Annotated in this window: 29 protein-coding genes; 26 read left to right on the top strand and 3 right to left on the bottom strand. The window is 41.6% G+C overall.

Translation table 11 applies throughout. The annotated features are described in order from the left end of the window. From rplP to rplQ, 20 genes are all read left to right on the top strand, one after another. Positions 1–414, top strand: a complete 414-nt coding sequence (gene rplP, locus CAN34_RS12560) for a 50S ribosomal protein L16 (RefSeq protein ID WP_079690995.1) — start codon at positions 1–3, stop codon at positions 412–414. Continuing rightward, the gene (gene rpmC, locus CAN34_RS12555; protein WP_079690996.1) at positions 414–611 is read left to right on the top strand and encodes a 50S ribosomal protein L29; all 198 of its coding nucleotides are present in this window, start codon (positions 414–416) and stop codon (positions 609–611) included. Before rplP ends, rpmC begins: the two co-directional genes overlap by 1 nt. Continuing rightward, entirely contained in the window at positions 608–880 is a 273-nt protein-coding gene (rpsQ, locus tag CAN34_RS12550) for a 30S ribosomal protein S17 (protein ID WP_068408467.1), read from the top strand. Before rpmC ends, rpsQ begins: the two co-directional genes overlap by 4 nt. Positions 881–1,062: 182 nt before the next feature. Then, positions 1,063–1,431, top strand: a complete 369-nt coding sequence (rplN, locus tag CAN34_RS12545) for a 50S ribosomal protein L14 (protein ID WP_010196702.1) — start codon at positions 1,063–1,065, stop codon at positions 1,429–1,431. 8 nt (positions 1,432–1,439) lie between these two features. Beyond that, positions 1,440–1,757: a 50S ribosomal protein L24 gene (gene rplX, locus CAN34_RS12540; protein WP_010196703.1), complete on the top strand. Its 318-nt coding sequence runs from the start codon at positions 1,440–1,442 to the stop codon at positions 1,755–1,757. A gap of 21 nt (positions 1,758–1,778) precedes the next feature. Continuing rightward, positions 1,779–2,315 carry a 50S ribosomal protein L5 gene (rplE, locus tag CAN34_RS12535; protein WP_079690997.1) on the top strand — a complete coding sequence of 179 codons (537 nt, stop codon included), beginning with the start codon at positions 1,779–1,781 and terminating at the stop codon, positions 2,313–2,315. Positions 2,316–2,327: 12 nt separating this feature from the next. Beyond that, positions 2,328–2,633, top strand: coding sequence for a 30S ribosomal protein S14 (gene rpsN / locus CAN34_RS12530; RefSeq protein ID WP_011279798.1), 306 nt, complete (start codon positions 2,328–2,330; stop codon positions 2,631–2,633). An 11-nt stretch (positions 2,634–2,644) separates the two neighbouring features. Then, on the top strand, positions 2,645–3,043 hold the full coding sequence (gene rpsH / locus CAN34_RS12525) for a 30S ribosomal protein S8 (protein ID WP_079690998.1): 399 nt from the start codon (positions 2,645–2,647) through the stop codon (positions 3,041–3,043). Positions 3,044–3,218: 175 nt separating this feature from the next. Next, positions 3,219–3,752 carry a 50S ribosomal protein L6 gene (gene rplF / locus CAN34_RS12520; RefSeq protein ID WP_079690999.1) on the top strand — a complete coding sequence of 178 codons (534 nt, stop codon included), beginning with the start codon at positions 3,219–3,221 and terminating at the stop codon, positions 3,750–3,752. A gap of 11 nt (positions 3,753–3,763) precedes the next feature. Beyond that, a complete protein-coding gene (gene rplR / locus CAN34_RS12515; RefSeq protein WP_079691000.1) occupies positions 3,764–4,114 on the top strand; it encodes a 50S ribosomal protein L18 in 351 nt (116 codons plus the stop codon). A 2-nt stretch (positions 4,115–4,116) separates the two neighbouring features. Continuing rightward, positions 4,117–4,632, top strand: coding sequence for a 30S ribosomal protein S5 (rpsE, locus tag CAN34_RS12510; RefSeq protein ID WP_079691001.1), 516 nt, complete (start codon positions 4,117–4,119; stop codon positions 4,630–4,632). 20 nt (positions 4,633–4,652) lie between these two features. Then, entirely contained in the window at positions 4,653–4,832 is a 180-nt protein-coding gene (gene rpmD / locus CAN34_RS12505; protein WP_010196714.1) for a 50S ribosomal protein L30, read from the top strand. Continuing rightward, positions 4,832–5,272 (top strand): 50S ribosomal protein L15, encoded by a 441-nt coding sequence (rplO, locus tag CAN34_RS12500; protein WP_079691002.1) that lies wholly within the window; start codon positions 4,832–4,834, stop codon positions 5,270–5,272. The genes rpmD and rplO overlap by 1 nt, the downstream gene beginning before the upstream one ends. A 19-nt stretch (positions 5,273–5,291) precedes the next feature. Then, a complete protein-coding gene (gene secY / locus CAN34_RS12495; protein WP_165767659.1) occupies positions 5,292–6,623 on the top strand; it encodes a preprotein translocase subunit SecY in 1,332 nt (443 codons plus the stop codon). Positions 6,624–6,654: 31 nt separating this feature from the next. Further along, entirely contained in the window at positions 6,655–6,771 is a 117-nt protein-coding gene (gene rpmJ, locus CAN34_RS12490) for a 50S ribosomal protein L36 (protein ID WP_010196721.1), read from the top strand. Between the two features lie 256 nt (positions 6,772–7,027). After that, the gene (gene rpsM, locus CAN34_RS12485) at positions 7,028–7,384 is read left to right on the top strand and encodes a 30S ribosomal protein S13 (protein ID WP_079691004.1); all 357 of its coding nucleotides are present in this window, start codon (positions 7,028–7,030) and stop codon (positions 7,382–7,384) included. 20 nt (positions 7,385–7,404) lie between these two features. Next, positions 7,405–7,794: a 30S ribosomal protein S11 gene (gene rpsK, locus CAN34_RS12480; protein WP_058368279.1), complete on the top strand. Its 390-nt coding sequence runs from the start codon at positions 7,405–7,407 to the stop codon at positions 7,792–7,794. A 48-nt stretch (positions 7,795–7,842) separates the two neighbouring features. Beyond that, entirely contained in the window at positions 7,843–8,484 is a 642-nt protein-coding gene (rpsD, locus tag CAN34_RS12475) for a 30S ribosomal protein S4 (protein WP_079691005.1), read from the top strand. Between the two features lie 81 nt (positions 8,485–8,565). Further along, positions 8,566–9,573 (top strand): DNA-directed RNA polymerase subunit alpha, encoded by a 1,008-nt coding sequence (gene rpoA, locus CAN34_RS12470; protein WP_079691006.1) that lies wholly within the window; start codon positions 8,566–8,568, stop codon positions 9,571–9,573. 19 nt (positions 9,574–9,592) lie between these two features. Further along, positions 9,593–9,952 carry a 50S ribosomal protein L17 gene (gene rplQ, locus CAN34_RS12465; RefSeq protein ID WP_021813387.1) on the top strand — a complete coding sequence of 120 codons (360 nt, stop codon included), beginning with the start codon at positions 9,593–9,595 and terminating at the stop codon, positions 9,950–9,952. A gap of 79 nt (positions 9,953–10,031) precedes the next feature. Here rplQ and CAN34_RS12460 read toward each other — a convergent pair whose 3' ends face one another. Continuing rightward, positions 10,032–10,652: an L-threonylcarbamoyladenylate synthase gene (locus CAN34_RS12460; protein ID WP_089555913.1), complete on the bottom strand. Its 621-nt coding sequence runs from the start codon at positions 10,650–10,652 to the stop codon at positions 10,032–10,034. Positions 10,653–10,971: 319 nt separating this feature from the next. Then, entirely contained in the window at positions 10,972–11,679 is a 708-nt protein-coding gene (locus tag CAN34_RS12455) for an elongation factor P hydroxylase (RefSeq protein ID WP_089555912.1), read from the bottom strand. Positions 11,680–11,861: 182 nt separating this feature from the next. On the opposite strand from CAN34_RS12455, the gene CAN34_RS12450 reads away from it, so the two are divergent. From CAN34_RS12450 to lysM, 6 genes are all read left to right on the top strand, one after another. Beyond that, complete coding sequence (locus CAN34_RS12450) at positions 11,862–12,455, top strand: DUF177 domain-containing protein (protein WP_079691009.1); 594 nt, start codon at positions 11,862–11,864, stop codon at positions 12,453–12,455. Between the two features lie 333 nt (positions 12,456–12,788). Next, complete coding sequence (gene rpmF / locus CAN34_RS12445) at positions 12,789–12,971, top strand: 50S ribosomal protein L32 (RefSeq protein ID WP_079691010.1); 183 nt, start codon at positions 12,789–12,791, stop codon at positions 12,969–12,971. 432 nt (positions 12,972–13,403) lie between these two features. Then, positions 13,404–14,372, top strand: coding sequence for an ACP S-malonyltransferase (gene fabD / locus CAN34_RS12440; RefSeq protein WP_079691011.1), 969 nt, complete (start codon positions 13,404–13,406; stop codon positions 14,370–14,372). Beyond that, positions 14,369–15,097 (top strand): 3-oxoacyl-ACP reductase FabG, encoded by a 729-nt coding sequence (gene fabG / locus CAN34_RS12435; RefSeq protein ID WP_079691012.1) that lies wholly within the window; start codon positions 14,369–14,371, stop codon positions 15,095–15,097. Before fabD ends, fabG begins: the two co-directional genes overlap by 4 nt. A 282-nt stretch (positions 15,098–15,379) precedes the next feature. Then, positions 15,380–15,616, top strand: coding sequence for an acyl carrier protein (gene acpP / locus CAN34_RS12430; protein WP_025652201.1), 237 nt, complete (start codon positions 15,380–15,382; stop codon positions 15,614–15,616). A 363-nt stretch (positions 15,617–15,979) separates the two neighbouring features. Then, positions 15,980–16,489, top strand: coding sequence for a peptidoglycan-binding protein LysM (gene lysM, locus CAN34_RS12425; protein ID WP_079691013.1), 510 nt, complete (start codon positions 15,980–15,982; stop codon positions 16,487–16,489). Positions 16,490–16,618: 129 nt separating this feature from the next. On the opposite strand, the gene queG is transcribed toward lysM, so the two are convergent. Further along, positions 16,619–17,866: a tRNA epoxyqueuosine(34) reductase QueG gene (gene queG, locus CAN34_RS12420; protein ID WP_089555911.1), complete on the bottom strand. Its 1,248-nt coding sequence runs from the start codon at positions 17,864–17,866 to the stop codon at positions 16,619–16,621. Positions 17,867–18,079: the final 213 nt, after the last annotated feature.

The following is an 18,079-nucleotide window of genomic DNA, read 5'->3' as shown; positions in this document are numbered from 1 at the left end:
ATGTTACAGCCAAAACGTACCAAGTTTCGTAAAATGCATAAAGGTCGTAACACTGGGCTAGCTCATCGTGGAAGCACCGTTGCATTCGGACAAATTGGTCTAAAATCTTTGACTCGTGGTCGTATGACTGCCCGTCAAATTGAAGCAGCACGTCGTACCATCACTCGTAAAATTAAGCGTGGCGGTAAGATTTGGATTCGTGTCTTCCCAGACAAACCAATTACCAACAAGCCATTAGAAGTACGTATGGGTAAAGGTAAAGGTCCTGTAGAATATTGGGTATGCGAAGTCAAACCTGGTAAAATGCTATATGAACTTGAAGGGGTATCAGAAGAGCTTGCTCGCGAAGCCTTAACGCTTGCTGCAGCAAAACTGCCCTTTAAAACTACCATTGTTAAGCGGACGATAATGTAATGAAGATCAGTGAATTACGTGATAAATCATTAGAAGAACTGACCCAGTTACTTGATGAAAAGCAACTTGATGCTTTCCGTATTCGTATGGCTAAAGCAACTGGTCAGTTGGGTAATACCCATGAAGTCCGAGTCAATCGTCGTACGATTGCTCAGATTCAGACTATGATTAACGAGAAACAACGAGGCGACTCATGAGCGATAACAATCAAACAGCTAATGCTAGCGTATTGACAGGACGAGTTGTCAGCGACAAGATGGATAAGTCCATCACAGTTTTGATTGAGCGTCTGGTTCGTCATCCTTTGTATGGCAAACAGCTTCGTCGTTCTACTAAAATCAAAGCCCATGATGAAGACAACGTTTGCCAACAAGGCGACCTTGTCCGTATCAAAGAAACGCGTCCAATCTCAAAAACCAAGTCTTGGACTTTGGTTGAAGTGGTTGAAAAAGTAGAAAAAATCTAAGTAAATTGCATTAAAAGCCAGAAGCTGTTAAAATGTCCGCCTTTTTAAGGATGCTGATTGCGCCGAGCGTATATCACTCACATTAAGAGTAAGCTGCGGTTATTTACATTAAATGCCGTCTACTCATACTGTGCTAGCGGCAGCAACTGGTTTTTATTGCTCATACGTGCGGAGTTAACGCTATGATTCAGGTTGAGTCAATGCTGGAAGTTGCAGACAATAGCGGTGCAAGACGAGTTCAGTGCATTAAAGTACTGGGTGGCTCTCATCGTCGTTATGCATCAGTCGGCGATATCATTAAAGTAACGGTTAAAGAAGCCATTCCTCGCGGTCGTGTTAAAAAAGGCGACGTGATGAATGCGGTAGTTGTACGTACCAAAAAAGGCGTTCGTCGTCCTGATGGTTCGGTATTACGTTTTGACGACAATGCTGCGGTATTGTTGAACCAAAACAAAGCGCCGATTGCAACTCGTATTTTTGGACCGGTAACTCGTGAACTACGTGGTGATCAGTTTATGAAAATTGTATCACTAGCACCAGAAGTATTGTGAGGTAATCCATGTCAAAATTACGTAAAGGCGATACAGTTATCGTGATTGCTGGGAAAGATAAAGGCAAACAAGGTACTGTACAAGCTGTAAAAAATGATCGTATTAAAGTAGAAGGCATTAATATTGTTACTAAACATCAGAAGCCAAATCAGGCAACTGGCGTTGAAGGTGGCATTCTTAAGCAAGAAGCTTTTCTGCACATCTCAAATGTCGCAATCTTAAATGCGCAAACCCAAAAAGCAGACCGTATTACTTATCAATTCGGCGAAGACGGCAACAAACAACGCGTCTATCGTTCGAACGGTGAAGTAGTGGCGACTGCGTAAGACACTAAGGGTGTAATGGTAATGGCAAGATTAAAAGCTTTATATAACAACGAACTAAAGCAGCAGATTAAAGAAGAGCTTGGTTTAGATAACGTGATGCAAGTGCCTAAAATCACTAAAATCACACTTAATATGGGTGTAGGCGGCGCGTCTCAAGACAAGAAATTGCTTGAAGGTGCAGTAGCTGATATGACCGCAATTGCTGGTCAAAAACCTGTAGTCACCAAAGCGCGTAAATCAATTGCTGGCTTTAAGATTCGTGAAGAATGGCCAATTGGTTGCAAAGTAACGCTACGCGGTGAGCAAATGTACGAATTTTTAGATCGTCTCATTGCCGTTGCAATTCCTCGTGTTCGTGACTTCCGTGGTTTTTCACCTAAAGCCTTTGACGGTCGTGGTAACTACTCATTGGGTATCAAAGAACAAATTGTTTTCCCAGAAGTAGACTTCGACAAGATTGATCGTATCCGCGGTATGGATGTGACCATCACTACGTCAGCTGCTACTGATGATGAAGGTCGTGCGTTGCTTAAAGCATTCGGCTTCCCATTTAAATAAGGTAAAGACGTTATGGCAAAGAAGAGCATGATTAACCGCGAATTAAAGCGCGAGAAAATGGTAGCTAAATATGCTGACAAGCGTATCAAGCTAAAAGAAACTATCAGTGATATGACTGCAAGTGACGAAACTCGTATGGAAGCGATGTTAGAGCTACAAGCTTTACCACGTAACGCATCACCAGTACGTCTGCGCAATCGTTGTGCTATCACAGGTCGTCCTCACGGTTACTTCCGCAAGTTTGGCTTATCACGCAATATGTTGCGTGAGCGTGTCATGCAAGGCGATGTGCCTGGTGTTCGTAAAGCAAGCTGGTAAGGGGTAACTATATGAGTATGCAAGATACCGTTGGGGATATGCTAACCCGTATTCGTAACGCACAAATGGCTAATAAAGTATCGGTAGCAATGCCGAACTCTAAGCTACGTAAAGCAATCGCTGATCTGTTGGTTAGCGAAGGTTATGTGGCTAACGCTGTTGTTACTGCAGAAGACAACAACAAAGCAACATTATCTATTGAACTAAAATACTTCGAAGGCAAACCTGTCATCGAAACGATTCAACGTTTTAGCCGTCCTGGTTTACGCCAGCATCGCGGTAAAGACGCTATCCCTACTGTTAAGCAAGGTATGGGTGTTGCTATCGTATCAACTAGCCAAGGTATCATGAGCGATCGTGCTGCACGCGCTGCTGGTATTGGTGGTGAAGTTGTCGCATTTGTAGCGTAAGCTACACGACAATAAAGTCTATTTGACGTTTGTTAGACACCTATCGATATAGTAATGATTAATTATTTCAAATTGATAGATGTCTAACGCGGTCAACTATGCTAAACTAACACGCTTTTTAGCCTGTTAGTTTTTTCGCTAATATAAAGAAGTTAATTTTTTAAGGAATACTCCTATGTCTCGTGTGGCTAAAGCCCCAGTAACGCTGCCAAACGGCGTAAGCGTTACTTTGAACGATCGGCAGGTCGAAGTTAAAGGCAAGAACGGCATTATGTCTTTACGCCTGCATGAATTGGTCGAGCTGAAACAGGAAGATGATGCAATATTTCTCTCACCTGTAGCAGCCTCAAAAGAAGCAATGATGCATACTGGCACCATGCGCTCTTTACTAAACAACTTAGTAATAGGCGTAAACGAAGGCTTTGAAAAACGTCTTCTACTAATCGGTGTTGGTTATCGTGCACAAGCTACTGGTAATAAAATAACCTTGAACGTTGGTTACTCGCATCCAGTAGAATATACGCTACCTGAAAGTGTGTCAGCTGAAACCCCAACGCAAACTGAAATCGTTTTAAAATCAAACGACAAACAGCAGCTTGGTCAAGCAGCGGCTAATATCCGTGGTTTCCGCCCACCTGAGCCTTATAAAGGTAAAGGTATTCGTTATAGTGACGAGCATGTGATTCGCAAAGAAGCTAAGAAAAAATAAGGTGAGTTGAAATGTTTGATAAAAAAGCAGCTCGTCTACGTCGAGCTAAGAAAACCCGCGCGCACATCCGTTTCTTGGGCGTTCATCGTCTAACGGTTAACCGCACGCCAAAGCATATGTATGCCCAGATTATCTCTCCTAACGGTGGTGAAGTGATTGCTCAGGCATCTACCTTAGACAGCAGCTTGCGCTCAGGCGCGACTGGTAACGCTGATGCAGCGACGTCTGTGGGCCAATTAATCGCAGAACGCGCAAAAGCAGCTGGTATCACTAAAGTTGCCTTTGACCGTAGTGGTTTTAAATATCATGGTCGAGTAAAAGCTTTAGCTGAAGCTGCTCGCGAAAACGGATTGGAGTTTTAATCATGGCTAGAAATGATAAAAATGATAAAAATGAACAGACTGACGGTCTAGTAGAACGCTTAGTTACCGTTGATCGCGTTGCAAAAGTTGTTAAAGGTGGTCGTATTTTCTCTTTCACTGCGTTGACCGTAGTGGGTGATGGCAATGGTCGTGTTGGTTTTGGTCGCGGTAAAGCACGTGAAGTGCCCGCTGCTATTCAAAAAGCACTAGAAGCTGCCAAACGCAATATGATTACTGTTGAGCTTAATGGTGCAACTTTGCATCATCCGATCAAAGCACGTCATGGTGCTAGTAAAGTTCTTATGCAACCTGCATCTGAAGGTACTGGCGTAATCGCCGGTGGCGCAATGCGTGCTGTATTAGAAGTTGCTGGTGTCAAAGATGTTTTGACTAAATGTTATGGTTCTACCAACACTGCTAACGTTGTTCGCGCAACGTTTAACGGTTTACGTGATATGTCAACTCCAGAAAAGATGGCAGCGAAACGTGGTAAATCTGTAGACGAAATCTTGGGTTAACTTAGACTAGGTGAGTTACGATGAAAAAAATGAAAGTCACTCAATTTAAATCGGGTGCCCATCGCCTCAAGAGCCACAAAGCGAGCTTGAAAGGATTGGGTTTACGCCGTATTAATCATACTGTTGAAGTAGAAGATACTCCTTCAACTCGTGGTATGGTCAATCGCGTTAACTACATGGTAAAAGTGGAGGAAGCGTAATGGGTCTTAGATTAAATGAATTATCACCAGGTGTTGGCGCGAAGAAAACTGCCCAACGTCGTGGTCGTGGTATCGGCTCAGGCCTTGGTAAAACTGGTGGTCGTGGTGTTAAAGGTCAGAAATCTCGTTCAGGTTCTAGCATTCGCTCAGGATTTGAAGGTGGTCAAATGCCTTTATATCGCCGTCTACCAAAATTTGGTTTTACCAGTAAAATGGCAATGACGACTGCTGAAGTTCGTCTGTCTGAACTGAACAAAATCGAAGGTGACGTCGTTAGTATTGCAACATTAAAAGCTGCTAACCTTATCCGTCACGACATGAAACGTGCTCGTATTATGTTGTCAGGCGAAGTCACTAAAGCTTATACTTTTAAAGGTATCAAAGTGACTAAAGGCGCCAAGCAAGCAATCGAAGCTGCTGGTGGTAGCATCGAGGAGTAGTAACGTGTCAAAACAATCAATGTCATCGACTGGTGTACCGCTCAATCCATTTGCATTTATACGTAAGTATGATGAATTATGGACGCGTCTATTGTTCTTAATCGGCGCATTGATTGTTTATCGTTTAGGGTCACACATTCCAGTACCGGGTATTAATCCGGTTAATTTGGCTGATCTGTTTTCGCGCAACGAAAACACCATTCTGAGCATGTTTAATATGTTTTCAGGTGGTGCACTAGAGCGTATGTCCATCATGGCACTTGGTATCATGCCATATATTTCAGCATCGATTATTGTACAGATGATGTCTGCAGTATTGCCATCGCTTGAAGCCCTCAAAAAAGAGGGTGAAGCGGGACGACGTAAGCTAAACAAGTATACCCGTCAAGGCACGCTTGCATTAGCACTGGTACAGTCATTAGGAATGTGTGCTGGTTTAATCAGCCAAAACCTTACTTTGTCTGCTGGTCTTACCTTTTATATTCCAGCGGTTACCTCATTGGTAGCAGGCGCTATGTTCTTAATGTGGCTTGGTGAGCAGATTACGGAGCGCGGCGTAGGCAATGGTATTTCAATGCTCATTTTTGCGAGTATTGTCGCTGGTACGCCAGGTATGATTTCGCAGTCTATCGAACAGGTCAATCAAGGTCAGATGAACTTGATTGTACTCTTTATCTTTGTACTGTTAGGTATCGCGGTTACTGCCGGTATTGTTTATATTGAACGTGCTCAGCGCCGCGTCCCTGTTAATTATGCGCAAAAACAACAACAAGGCCGCAAGATTTATGCCCAGCAGCAATCACATTTGCCGTTGAAGCTTAATATGGCAGGCGTAATTCCTGCTATTTTTGCCAGCTCATTATTGTTGTTTCCTGCAAGTTTGGGGCAGTGGGTTGGTCAATCGACTGATCCTACCTTTATGCAAAAGATATTGCAAAATATGGCACTGGTGTTGTCTCCAGGACAACCGCTATATTTGGTTCTGTTTGGCGCAATGATTATTTTCTTCTGTTACTTCTATACGGCATTGGTATTTAGTCCGCGTGAAGTTGCTGAAAACCTTAAACGTAGTGGTGCGTATATCCCAGGTATTCGCCCAGGACAACAAACTCAGCGTTACCTCGATCATGTATTAAACCGATTGACCTTTATTGGCGCGATGTATATGACGGTTATTTGTTTAATGCCAATGGTCGTTCAGTCATCGTTTGGTGTGCCGTTTCAACTTGGTGGTACGTCGTTACTGATTATGGTGGTTGTGGTAATGGACTTCATCTCGCAGATTCAAGCGCATTTGATGACCCATCAATATCATGATCAGACGTTAATTCAATCGCCCACTCGATCTTAAATGAGCGGTACGATATTTCAAGGAGTATGCTATGAAAGTTCAAGCATCAGTTAAGAAGATTTGTGGTAGCTGTAAAGTTGTGCGCCGTAAAGGCCGTGTACATATTATTTGTACCGCAGAACCTCGCCACAAGCAACGTCAGGGTTAATATTTAGGTAGAGTAAAGCGTTAAGCTTGTGCTACTTATTAAATTAATACTTGAAAAATAACGGCGGATGCGATATCATCCGCCACTTGCCGTAGTTTATGCAAAACCTTTTATAACATGTTCAATGGATAGACTTGGTTTCCAAGTTAAAACAGCGATAATAATTATAAAAGCTTTAGTATTAACAGCAACAAATCTGAAAAATAATGCCTTATTTAATAGATAAAGCTTATTTTTCTTTAATGGAGAGAAATCAATGGCTCGTATTGCCGGCGTAAACATTCCGGATAATAAGCATGCTGTTATTTCACTAACTTACATCTTTGGTGTAGGTCGTACCACTGCTCAGAAAATCTTAGAAGCAGTTGGCATTGCCCCTACTACTAAAGTCAGTCAGTTAGATGATACACAGTTAGATGCTATCCGTGCACAAGTTTCAGAATACATGACTGAAGGTGATCTTCGTCGTGAAGTGTCAATGAATATCAAGCGCTTGGTTGATCTTGGTTGTTACCGTGGCATCCGCCATCGTCGTAACCTACCTGTTAGAGGTCAGAACACTAAGAACAACGCTCGTACTCGTAAGGGTCCGACACGCCCTCTCAAAAGATAATTAACTTAGGAAGCTAAAAGATGGCAAAAGACACTCGCAGTCGCAAAAAGGTGACTCGTCGTTCAGTATCGGAGGGCGTAGCCCATATCCATGCGTCTTTTAATAACACCATTGTTACGATTACCGATCGTCAGGGTAATGCATTGGCTTGGGCCACTTCAGGTGGACAAGGCTTCCGTGGTTCACGTAAATCTACACCATTTGCAGCTCAGGTTGCAGCTGAAGTCGCTGGTAAAGCGGCTCAAGAATATGGTGTTAAGAATATCGATGTTTTGGTCAAAGGACCAGGACCGGGTCGTGAGTCTGCGGTAAGAGCACTAGGTGCATTGGGTTATAAAGTTAACAGCATCTCTGATGTAACCCCAATCCCACACAATGGTTGCCGTGCGCCGAAAAAGCGCCGCGTCTAATATTAAAGACGAAGCTTTTTATAATGAAAGCTTATAGGAGACATAACAATGGCCCGTTATATTGGACCAAAACTCAAATTATCACGTCGTGAAGGTACAGACTTAGGCCTTAAGTCTGGTGTTAAACCATACGACGTAAAAACGAAAAAATCGGCTCGTCCACCTGGTCAACATGGTGTAAGCCGTAACAAAAGCTCAGAATACTCTTTACAGTTACGTGAAAAGCAAAAAGTTAAACGTATCTATGGTGTATTAGAGCGTCAGTTTGCAAACTACTACAAAGAAGCTGCTCGTAAGCGTGGCGCTACTGGTGAGAACCTACTAGCGATGCTTGAGAGTCGTCTTGATAACGTAGTATATCGCATGGGCTTTGGCTCAACGCGCGCTGAAGCACGTCAGTTAGTTAGCCATCGCACTGTGATGGTAAAAAGAGCTGGCCGTGATGAGTTTGTTCGTGTGAACATTCCATCAATTCAGCTTCAAGATGGTGATGTCATCGCTATTCAAGAGAAATCTCGCGAACAATTGCGTATTAAAAACGCAATTGAGCTGGCTACCCAACGTGGTATTCCAGAATGGCTAGATGTTGATCACAGCAAACTACAAGGCACGTTTAAAAAAGCGCCTGATCGTATTGATCTACCTGCTGAAATCAACGAAAGCTTAATCGTTGAGCTATACTCTAAGTAAGTAACGTACTGCTCGATGCGATGAAAATGGCATTGAGCAATTAACGTTAATTAAACCAGTTTAATAAATCGAGGTGACATCATGATGCTAAATGCAACTGAGTTTCTAACGCCGAACGCCATCAACGTGGATACGGTTAACGAAACGATTGCGAAAGTCACGCTCGAACCGTTAGAACGCGGCTTTGGCCATACCCTAGGGAATGCCTTACGTCGCATCTTGTTATCTTCATTACCTGGTGCTGCAGTCATTGAAGCTGAGATTGATGGTGTTGACCATGAATACTCAACGCTTGAAGGGCTACAAGAAGACGTGCTTGATTTGCTTTTGAACTTAAAAGGCTTAGCAATCACCCTTCATGACCAAAATGAAGTATTTTTGACCTTGGATAAACAAGGTCCAGGCACTATTACTGCTGCAGACATCACGTTACCGCACAATGTAGACATTATCAATCCAGAATTGGTTTTGGGTACATTGAATGACCGTGGTCATCTAAAGATGCGTTTGCGTGTAGTAATGGGTCGTGGATATGAGCCAGCAAACCAACGCCGTGAAGATGGTGATACTAAAGCAATTGGACGCCTAAAGCTTGATGCAAGTTTTAGTCCTGTGCTTCGTGTTGCTTATCAGGTTGAGAACGCACGTGTAGAACAACGTACCGATCTTGATCGTCTTATCATTGAGCTTGAAACTAATGGCACTATAGATCCAGAAGAAGCAATTCGTAAAGCAGCCACTATTTTACAACAACAGATTTCTATCTTTGTTGACCTAGAAGCTGAAGAAGCGCCTGAGCCTGTGAAAGAAAAAGAAGAGGTTGATCCGGTGCTATTACGCCCTGTGGACGATCTTGAACTAACGGTTCGCTCAGCCAACTGCTTGAAAGCTGAAAACATTTACTATATCGGTGATTTGGTACAGCGTTCAGAGACTGAACTTCTAAAAACCCCAAATCTTGGTAAGAAATCATTAACAGAAATCAAAGACGTATTAGCGTCTAAAGATTTGGAGCTTGGTATGCGCCTAGATAACTGGCCACCAGCTGATTTACGTGTTGATGATCGCTTTTCTTATCGTAGCCGTTAAACTTTAAGGATTTTTGACTATGCGCCATCGTAAGAGTGGAGTCAAGCTGGGTCGTACCGGCAGTCATCGTAAGGCAATGTTTCAGAACATGACTAACTCATTATTTGAGCATGAACTGATCAAAACAACTTTACCAAAAGCTAAAGAATTACGTCGCGTTGCCGAGCCATTGATCACTATGGCTAAAGAAGACAGCGTTGCTAATCGTCGTTTAGCATTCAGCCGCATGCGTAGCAAAGCTATGGTAGGCAAATTATTTGGCACGTTAGGTCCTCGTTACCAGACGCGTCCAGGTGGTTATTTGCGTATCGTAAAATGCGGTTACCGTGATGGTGACAATGCGCCTATGGCTTATGTAGAATTGGTTGATCGCGACTAATTTTATATCGACTAGATGATTTATAGAAAAAGCTCCAATTCAATTGGAGCTTTTTTGTGTGCGCAGTATTTTGAACATATTAGAGTAGTAATGAATCAACATTGGCAGCACCTTGTCGGATCATTTCAGGCTGGCTACTGGTCATATCTATAATAGTGGTCAGCTTAGTGGTCTTGATTCCAGCGTTGATTAGCGCATCAATTTGATTGCCCAATAGTTCTTCTATTTCAAAGGGGTCATCTAATATGTCATCTCGGTTTGGTAATATTAATGAACTGGTCAAAATAGGTTCATCCATCGCTTCCAAAAGTGCTTGGGCGATAGGATTGCTTGGCACTCGAATACCAATGGTTTTTTTCTTCGCATGCGCCAGTTTCTTCGGCACATCTTTAGTCGCATTTAAAATAAAAGTGATAGGCGCGGGTGTAAGAGCCTTTAGCTGTTTAAACTGCAAATTGTCTACGGCTGCATAATTGGCAATTTCACTCAAATCACGACATAACAATGTAAATTGGTGTTTATCATCGAGCTCACGAATACGCTTCAGTTTTTCTAGCGCGTCTTTTGCACCTAGGCGACAACCAAAGGCATAGCTGGTATCGGTTGGGTAAATAATCAGTTGATCTTTACGTAATAGGTCAGCTGCTTGCTCAATAAGACGTGGCTGTGGATTTTCTGGATGAATATAAAGTACTTGCATAATAATTCCTTATTTTATAATTATTAGACTTTTGTCATTTAAATATATCGTTATTTACGAGAAAAAAATATGGTTATATAAATAGATAGAGGGCTTGCTAAGTAGAAATAGTTGAATAAGCATAGTAATTGATGAGGTACTGTCAAATATTAGCTTACTTTATTGAGGGTATGATTGTCGATAAAATATGGGTTAAGTCATTAGTATAGCCCAAAGCAAATATAAGTTTAAGTGCAAGGCGTTAATATGGTTATGAAATCGTTAACCTGATGGAATAAGATGTTTTTATGAAAAATAAAATATGCTCGGTATTCTTAAGTTAATTCATCGTATAACTAGTAAGTAATGCTTGTAGCAAGGTTTTAGCATCAGCCGGTAGCGTATGTGGTTTAGCAATGTATGTTTTCACTTGCTGATAAACATCTTGAGGAAAGGTACTGTTGCTAGTATCAAAGTCAGCAAATAGATTATCCTGTGATACTTGAAAAGGGCGTCTGCAAGCTAGAGTAAATAGACACTCTAATGCCTGTGGCTTAATCTCCACACGCTCAAAAGCTTGCTGCTGAGCTGCTGAGCGTCCATCGGGTGCATACCAATAGCCAAAGTCAGATAGCTGTCTGCGCCGCTCACCTGCGACACAAAAATGACTGATTTCATGTAATGCACTGGCAAAAAAACCATGGGCAAATTCAATTCTTGCCGGTTGATTATTTTGGGCAGGAAAATATTCTGGCTCGCCAGTGCCGCGAACTAATATGACTCGCGGATTGACGAATAGGGCGTTAAATAATTGTATTAGCCAGTCGGTAATAGCTTGTTCATTATTTTCAGCCAACGGGTGTTCGAGTAAAATAACATCCGTTAAGCGATATTTAATAGATGTATATCGAGTTAGAGGATCAGCTAAATTTTCAGAACTGCTACAGGTTTTTTCACTGTCCAATTCATTTAGACGTTGTAATAAAAGCCCAGCGTCAAAAGTAGATAATAAGCTGGAAAAATTGGGATGAATAGTAGGCGATATCATAAGTAAAGCATTGACCAAATAAAGATTAAGAGATGAATATACTCATATATGCGAACGAATAATGAAAGGTAACAACACATAAGCTACCGAAAATCTTAACATACTAGCGCTAGCGCAGCAGAGCACTTTCCGTTAGTATGGCAAGCAATATTATACACCGTTTTTGATCAATGAGGCCGCGCATGTCAAGCACCCAAAATAACAAGTCGTCAGCGCTTCAGGCTGAACAAATACCAGCGTCTATGTCAACCAGCATGCTCGAACATATTTCCTTAAATAAATGGGAAGACAGTGGCTTTGAATGGGCAGGAGAAGTAATACCCAACTCTTTTGAGCGGCTTGCTACTATATTAGCTACTGAGCATGCTCAATCAAATATTCTGCTAAAAGCTAATCTGTATCGTCGAAATGATGTGTTGCATCTGGCTTTTACATTAACTGGTGAAGTATGGTTAACTTGCCAACGTTGTTTGCAACCAATTGTGATAGATTTGACAGATGATTATGATATTGCGCTACTCGATAATGAGAGCCAAATACGCTTAGTTAATGAAGAGCAAGACTATTTGTTGCTCGATGAAATTATCACCGAACAATCCCCAGAGCGTTTATTACCGCTTAAAAAATTGGTCGAAGATGAAATATTGCTTAAAACGCCAATGGCGCCGAAGCATGATGACTGTGAAATGACGGTTGAGCAGTTTGGTGAGATACCAGAAGAAGAAGAGAGCGAAAATCCTTTTGCCGCTTTAGCTTCTTTAAAAGGCAAGTTGTAACGGTATAAATGATAGTGATAAAAGGCATAATAAGTTGCTTCGTTATACCTTTTGTCAGCTTTTTGCAGAAGAGTGAACAGCAGGGCTTTATTAATCCGCTAAACATGCGTATAATGTCCCGATTATTGCATTCTAGCAACCTGCCGCTGGCAGATAGATGCTAACCTTGCAAACTAACTATAGATTTTAGACGTAATCAACACTTCAATACGTGTGGCAATCTATTTAACTAATGATGCGTAAGACTTAGGTTGTTGTGATTATATAGCCTCTGTCAGTGTCGATTAAAGCTGAATTTCAAGCTTATCCCCTTTTAAGTATAGGAGCTATATCATGGCCGTTCAAAAAAGTCGTAAAAGTCGTTCTCGTCGTGACATGCGCCGTTCACATCATCGTATGGAAATCGCTGAGCTAAGCATCGATGCTACCACTGGTGAAAAGCATCGTCGTCATCACATGACTAAAGATGGTTTCTATCGTGGTCGCCAGCTATTTAAAGTCAGTCAAGACGCTTAAGTTATTTGCTGGTTGACGCAGAATTATGATAGTTTTTATAACTATCGACAGTTCTCGCACAGCTGTTACCCAGCAATCAGTTTGAGCTAAAGAAAGCCAAGTTATTTCGCTATCATATATTATGTGGCTAGATAACTTGGCTTTTTGCTATTAATTTTTTACTGTTTTTTAAAGCTTGGTATATATTTAAATATTTGTTTTAAGCGCTCATGAATGATCATTCATGAGCGCTTAATAGGGCAAGATAACGAATTAACTTTTTGGCCGCTATGCTAATGACCTACGTCAGTGTATAGTTTCATAAGAGTCAGTTGTCTTAAAGGACTAGTGACAGCAATGGCTCTATAAAATAAAAATTCCATATAGTCTTTAACTCTGCAATGCACCCCGTTCACTTTAGGGGTATTTTCAATTAAATAAGGAATATTGGTTATGGCCTCTGTACCCGATATGATAAAAAAACAGCCGACTCGTATTGCCATTATTTTCCCTGGACAAGGATCTCAAGTCGTGGGTATGACCAGCGAGCTTGCTGAAACTTACCCTGAAATTCTTGAAACCTTTACTGAGGCGAGTGACGCGCTTGGTGAAGACTTATGGGCAATTTGTCAGGACGAAGACCAGCTCAATCAAACTCAATATACGCAGCCAGCATTGCTGACGGCTAGCATCGCTATTTGGCGTATCTTACAACAAAAAATAGAAAATAAGCCCTGTTATCTAGCCGGTCATTCTCTAGGAGAATATAGCGCCCTTTGCGCCGCTGGTGTGATCTCACTTGCGGATGCAGTGAAGCTGGTGCATAAGCGTGGTCAATTGATGCAAGAGGCCGTGGTAGGTATCGATACGGCTATGGCAGCCGTGCTAGGTCTGGAAGACCATCGAGTCGAAACCCTGTGTGAACAAGCAACTGAGCATGTTGATGATGCGATTGTTGGCGCAGCAAACTTTAACAGTCCTGGACAAGTGGTGGTTTCTGGTAATGCGGTAGGCGTCAACGCGGTCATTGATAAAGTACAAAATACTGGTAAAAAGGCCATTCCATTGAAGGTAAGCGTGCCTTCGCATTGTGCCCTTATGGCACCAGCGAGCAGCGCATTGGCGAAAGAGCTAGCATCAATCAAATTCGATCAGGCGACGATTCCAGTTATTCAAAACCGTCACGCGCGCGTTGAGACCAGTGCAGCAGGTATTAAAGAGGCGTTAACTGAACAGTTAAGTGAACCAGTATTATGGTCCAAGACCATGCAAGAGCTAGCTGATAAACAAATTAATATTTTAATCGAGTGTGGCAGTGGTAACGTATTGAGTAATTTGGCAAAGCGCCAAGCGCACCCAATTGCAAGCTATCCTACCGACAAGCCCGCCCGTCTAGATAAATTGTTGGAGGTGTTATCATGAGTCGTACGATTACATTAGTAACTGGCGCGAGCCGCGGTATTGGCAAAGCTGTCGCCAAACGCTTCGCCAAAGAAGGACATTTTGTCATCGGTACAGCGACCACTGAAAAGGGTGCTGCATTGATTGATGAGTATCTACACGATAGTGGCGGAATAGGTCGAGTGCTAGACGTACGCGATACCGCACAGATTGACAAACTATTTGAAGAGATAGAAAGTGTCTATGGTGCGGTTCAAGTGTTGGTCAATAATGCTGGTATCACCCAAGATGGCTTATTGATGCGTATGAAAGATGAAGATTGGGACAATGTGATTGATACCAATTTGACCTCTGTTTATCGTATGAGTAAACGTGCTATTCGCGGCATGATGAAAGCGCGCCGTGGTCGTATCATCAATATTACCTCTGTCGTCGCTCAAATGGGCAATGCCGGTCAATCTAACTATGCAGCGACTAAAGCCGGTGTCGAGGGCTTCAGCCGCACGCTAGCGCGTGAAATAGGCTCACGCCAAGTGACCATTAATTGTGTGGCGCCAGGCTTGATTGAAACCGATATGACCGACGAGCTTGACGAACGCTTATTAAACTCAATGTTAGATGCCGTTCCTATTAGTCGTCTTGGCCAGCCAGAAGATATTGCAGCAGCAGTACTATTTTTAGCGAGCGATGAAGCCAGTTATATTACAGGCGCCGTTCTGCCTGTCAATGGTGGCATGTATATGTAGTTGCTAGTGATCAGCTTGTAGCCAAGCGTTACATAGTTATAATAAAAAACTGTGTGAACGAGTGTAAACTATAATAAAGAGTGCTATAATGACGAATACTTTTAAGTCAAAGCCCTGTATGATAGCAAGGTTTTACTAGACATTAGTAAATGTATAACTTGTTATAGCGCACTCAGAAAGCCATACAAATCTAAAAATCCCATTTTATATACAATGCTATAGAATCTAATTAAGATGTTATAGTAATTTGTCAAAATAATAGATCAAAAAGGAGAAATCTACATGAGTAATGATACCGAGCTAAGAGTTAAAGCCGCAGTAGCTGAGCAACTAGGTATGAATGTTGAAGATATCAATAACGATGCTTCATTTATGGAAGACTTAGGTGCCGATTCATTGGACCTAGTTGAATTGGTTATGTCATTCGAAAGCGACTTCGGCATCACTATTCCTGATGAAGATTCAGCAGAATTAACGACTGTTCAAAAAGCAATTGACTACGTACAAGCACAGCTATAATTAGCTACTCGCTTAGCAAGTTTGATATGACCGCTTATCTTAATAGATAAGCGGTTTTTTTATGCCTATCATTCATTCTAAAAATATATGCCAGCAAATTATCTTGGTGCATTACTACACTAGATTATTGCGATAATCCATCGCAGTGATTTAACGTAGTAATGCATAGTCACTTTATTACCAAGTACGTTAACACAAGCTACGCCAAATCAACATTACTAAACATACTGTTACTATTCATAGCGTTAGCCTTTGCTTATACTCGTGATGGTAAGCAAAAAAGAATGAGAGTAGTTAATTAACTAAAGAAAGATAATTACTCTCAGATTAATAATAAATAACAATATTTCAAGGAGCAGTTATATGGGTATGTTCAGTTTTGCAAAAGACATTGGTGATAAGATTTTCAATCGTGATGATGCCAAGCATGATGCTAAAGTAGAAACGAAAGCGGACGCTAATACACCGGTACAAAGTAGTGAGCCTTCTGCACAGTCAGTAGCCAATATTTTGCTTCGTCGTATTCAGCAGCAAAATCTTAATATTAGTGATCTAAAAATCAAGTATAACGGTTCAACGGATACAGCAGAAATTAGTGGTAAGGCAAAAACCCAAGCAGATCGTGAAAAGGCTATTATCGCTATCGGTAATGTGCAAAATGTTGCTAAGGTGATTGATAATATTGATATCGAAGAAGATGCACCTGAATCTACTATGTATACCGTAAAATCTGGCGACAATTTATCGAAGATTGCGCAGAATGTTTATGGGTCAGCTGGTGATTATTTGAAAATATTTGAAGCCAATAAGCCAATGCTAACTAGCCCTGATAAAATTTACCCAGGTCAAGTATTACGTATTCCTAAGCCATAATTTTAATTTTTAATATCTAAAGAAGTAAGTTAATAAAAAATGCCTCTCATAATAATAAGAGGCATTTTTTTTGTTTTTATAATTCGTATAAATATCTTAAGAAAGATTTTGATTTACACAAAATTTTTTCTACTTGTTAATTATTTTTAGTTTGTTATGTTGTTCAGTCATTGCCCAATGAATGTGTTCATCAAGCATAGCATTATGTTTGCCTAATTTAGTTTGTAATTCCTCGATCACTTCCTGACTACCATTAGCATTACCAAGAGCAATGGCGATATTGCGCAAAAAATTCACATAACCGGTGCGTCTTAGTGGACTACCTTCAGTCTTTTTCATAAAATCTGCTTCCTGCCATTGCCAGAGCTCTAACAAGCTACTGTTGTCAAGATTGTGCCTTGGCGCAAAATCTTCTACAGGCGTGAGATTGGCATAGCGATTCCATGGGCAAATCAATTGACAGTCGTCACAACCAAAGACACGGTTGCCAATGGCGCGGCGATATTTGGTATCAATAATACCGTCGTGCTCAATAGTCAGATATGAGATACAGGCTGACGCATTGAGCTCATAGGGTGCGACAATCGCTTGGGTAGGGCAGATGTCAATACAGGCACTGCAACTACCACAATGCTCTTTGACGGGTTCATCATCAGGTAATTCGAGACTCATAAACAACTCTCCCAGCACAAAAAATGAACCTGCTTGCTTGTTGATGAGCAGCGTGTGCTTCCCGGTCCAGCCGAGACCAACGGCATCAGCAATAGGCCTCTCAAAGATAGGCGCTGAATCACTAAATGGCCTAAAAATAAAATCCGTATCAGCACCGATATCTAGATGTTGCCATTCAGGAAGCATGGCTTCAATCTTTAATGCCAATTGCTTTAAGCGACTGCGCATGGTTTTATGATAATCACGCCCTCTCGCATAACGCGCGATGATGCCTTGGTTTGGATGATCGTTATCAGTGATAGCGCGCGGTGTTGGTGTTTGGGTTAAGTAATCCATACGTACGCTGATGATGGTTTTAGCCCCTTCCACCAGTTGCTCAGGATGGGCACGTAGATGATGATTGCTATGCATAAACTGCAATTGACCTTCGTAGCCTTTCGCTAACCATTGCTTTAATTGTTCAGTCTGTTTAGTAAACAAAGGATGATGCACGGACAAAAACCCACAGTCAGCAAACCCCAAAGCTTGTGCTTGGGCTTTAATCCATTGCTTAACCTCTGCTGTGGTAGCAAATACGTACGAATTATTGACAGTAATTTTTTTATCAGGCGTGTTGGGAGGCGCAGAAGACAGCTGTTCGTTAAATGTCTGCTTGGTTTGTGAAGCGGGCGAAGTTGGTAAAGCTGCTTGAGGTTTGTTATTCATATTTGGCTATAAATGATAATGTGAATATGAGTATGATAAGCCAGTGAGCTAAGAGCGCAAGTGGCAAAGCAAATAAATCTGCATTCATATTGATACATCAGTTAACGTACATTTTTGCTAAGCTAATGTGTGCGATAAAAAAGTAGATATTTAAAATATAGTCAGTTTAATATAAAATCGATACAGCCCATATCATGAAACAGTTTAGGCAGA

The organism is Psychrobacter sp. DAB_AL32B (assembly GCF_002224105.1).
Lineage (GTDB): Bacteria > Pseudomonadota > Gammaproteobacteria > Pseudomonadales > Moraxellaceae > Psychrobacter.
This window is presented reverse-complemented; position numbering and strand designations above follow the sequence as displayed.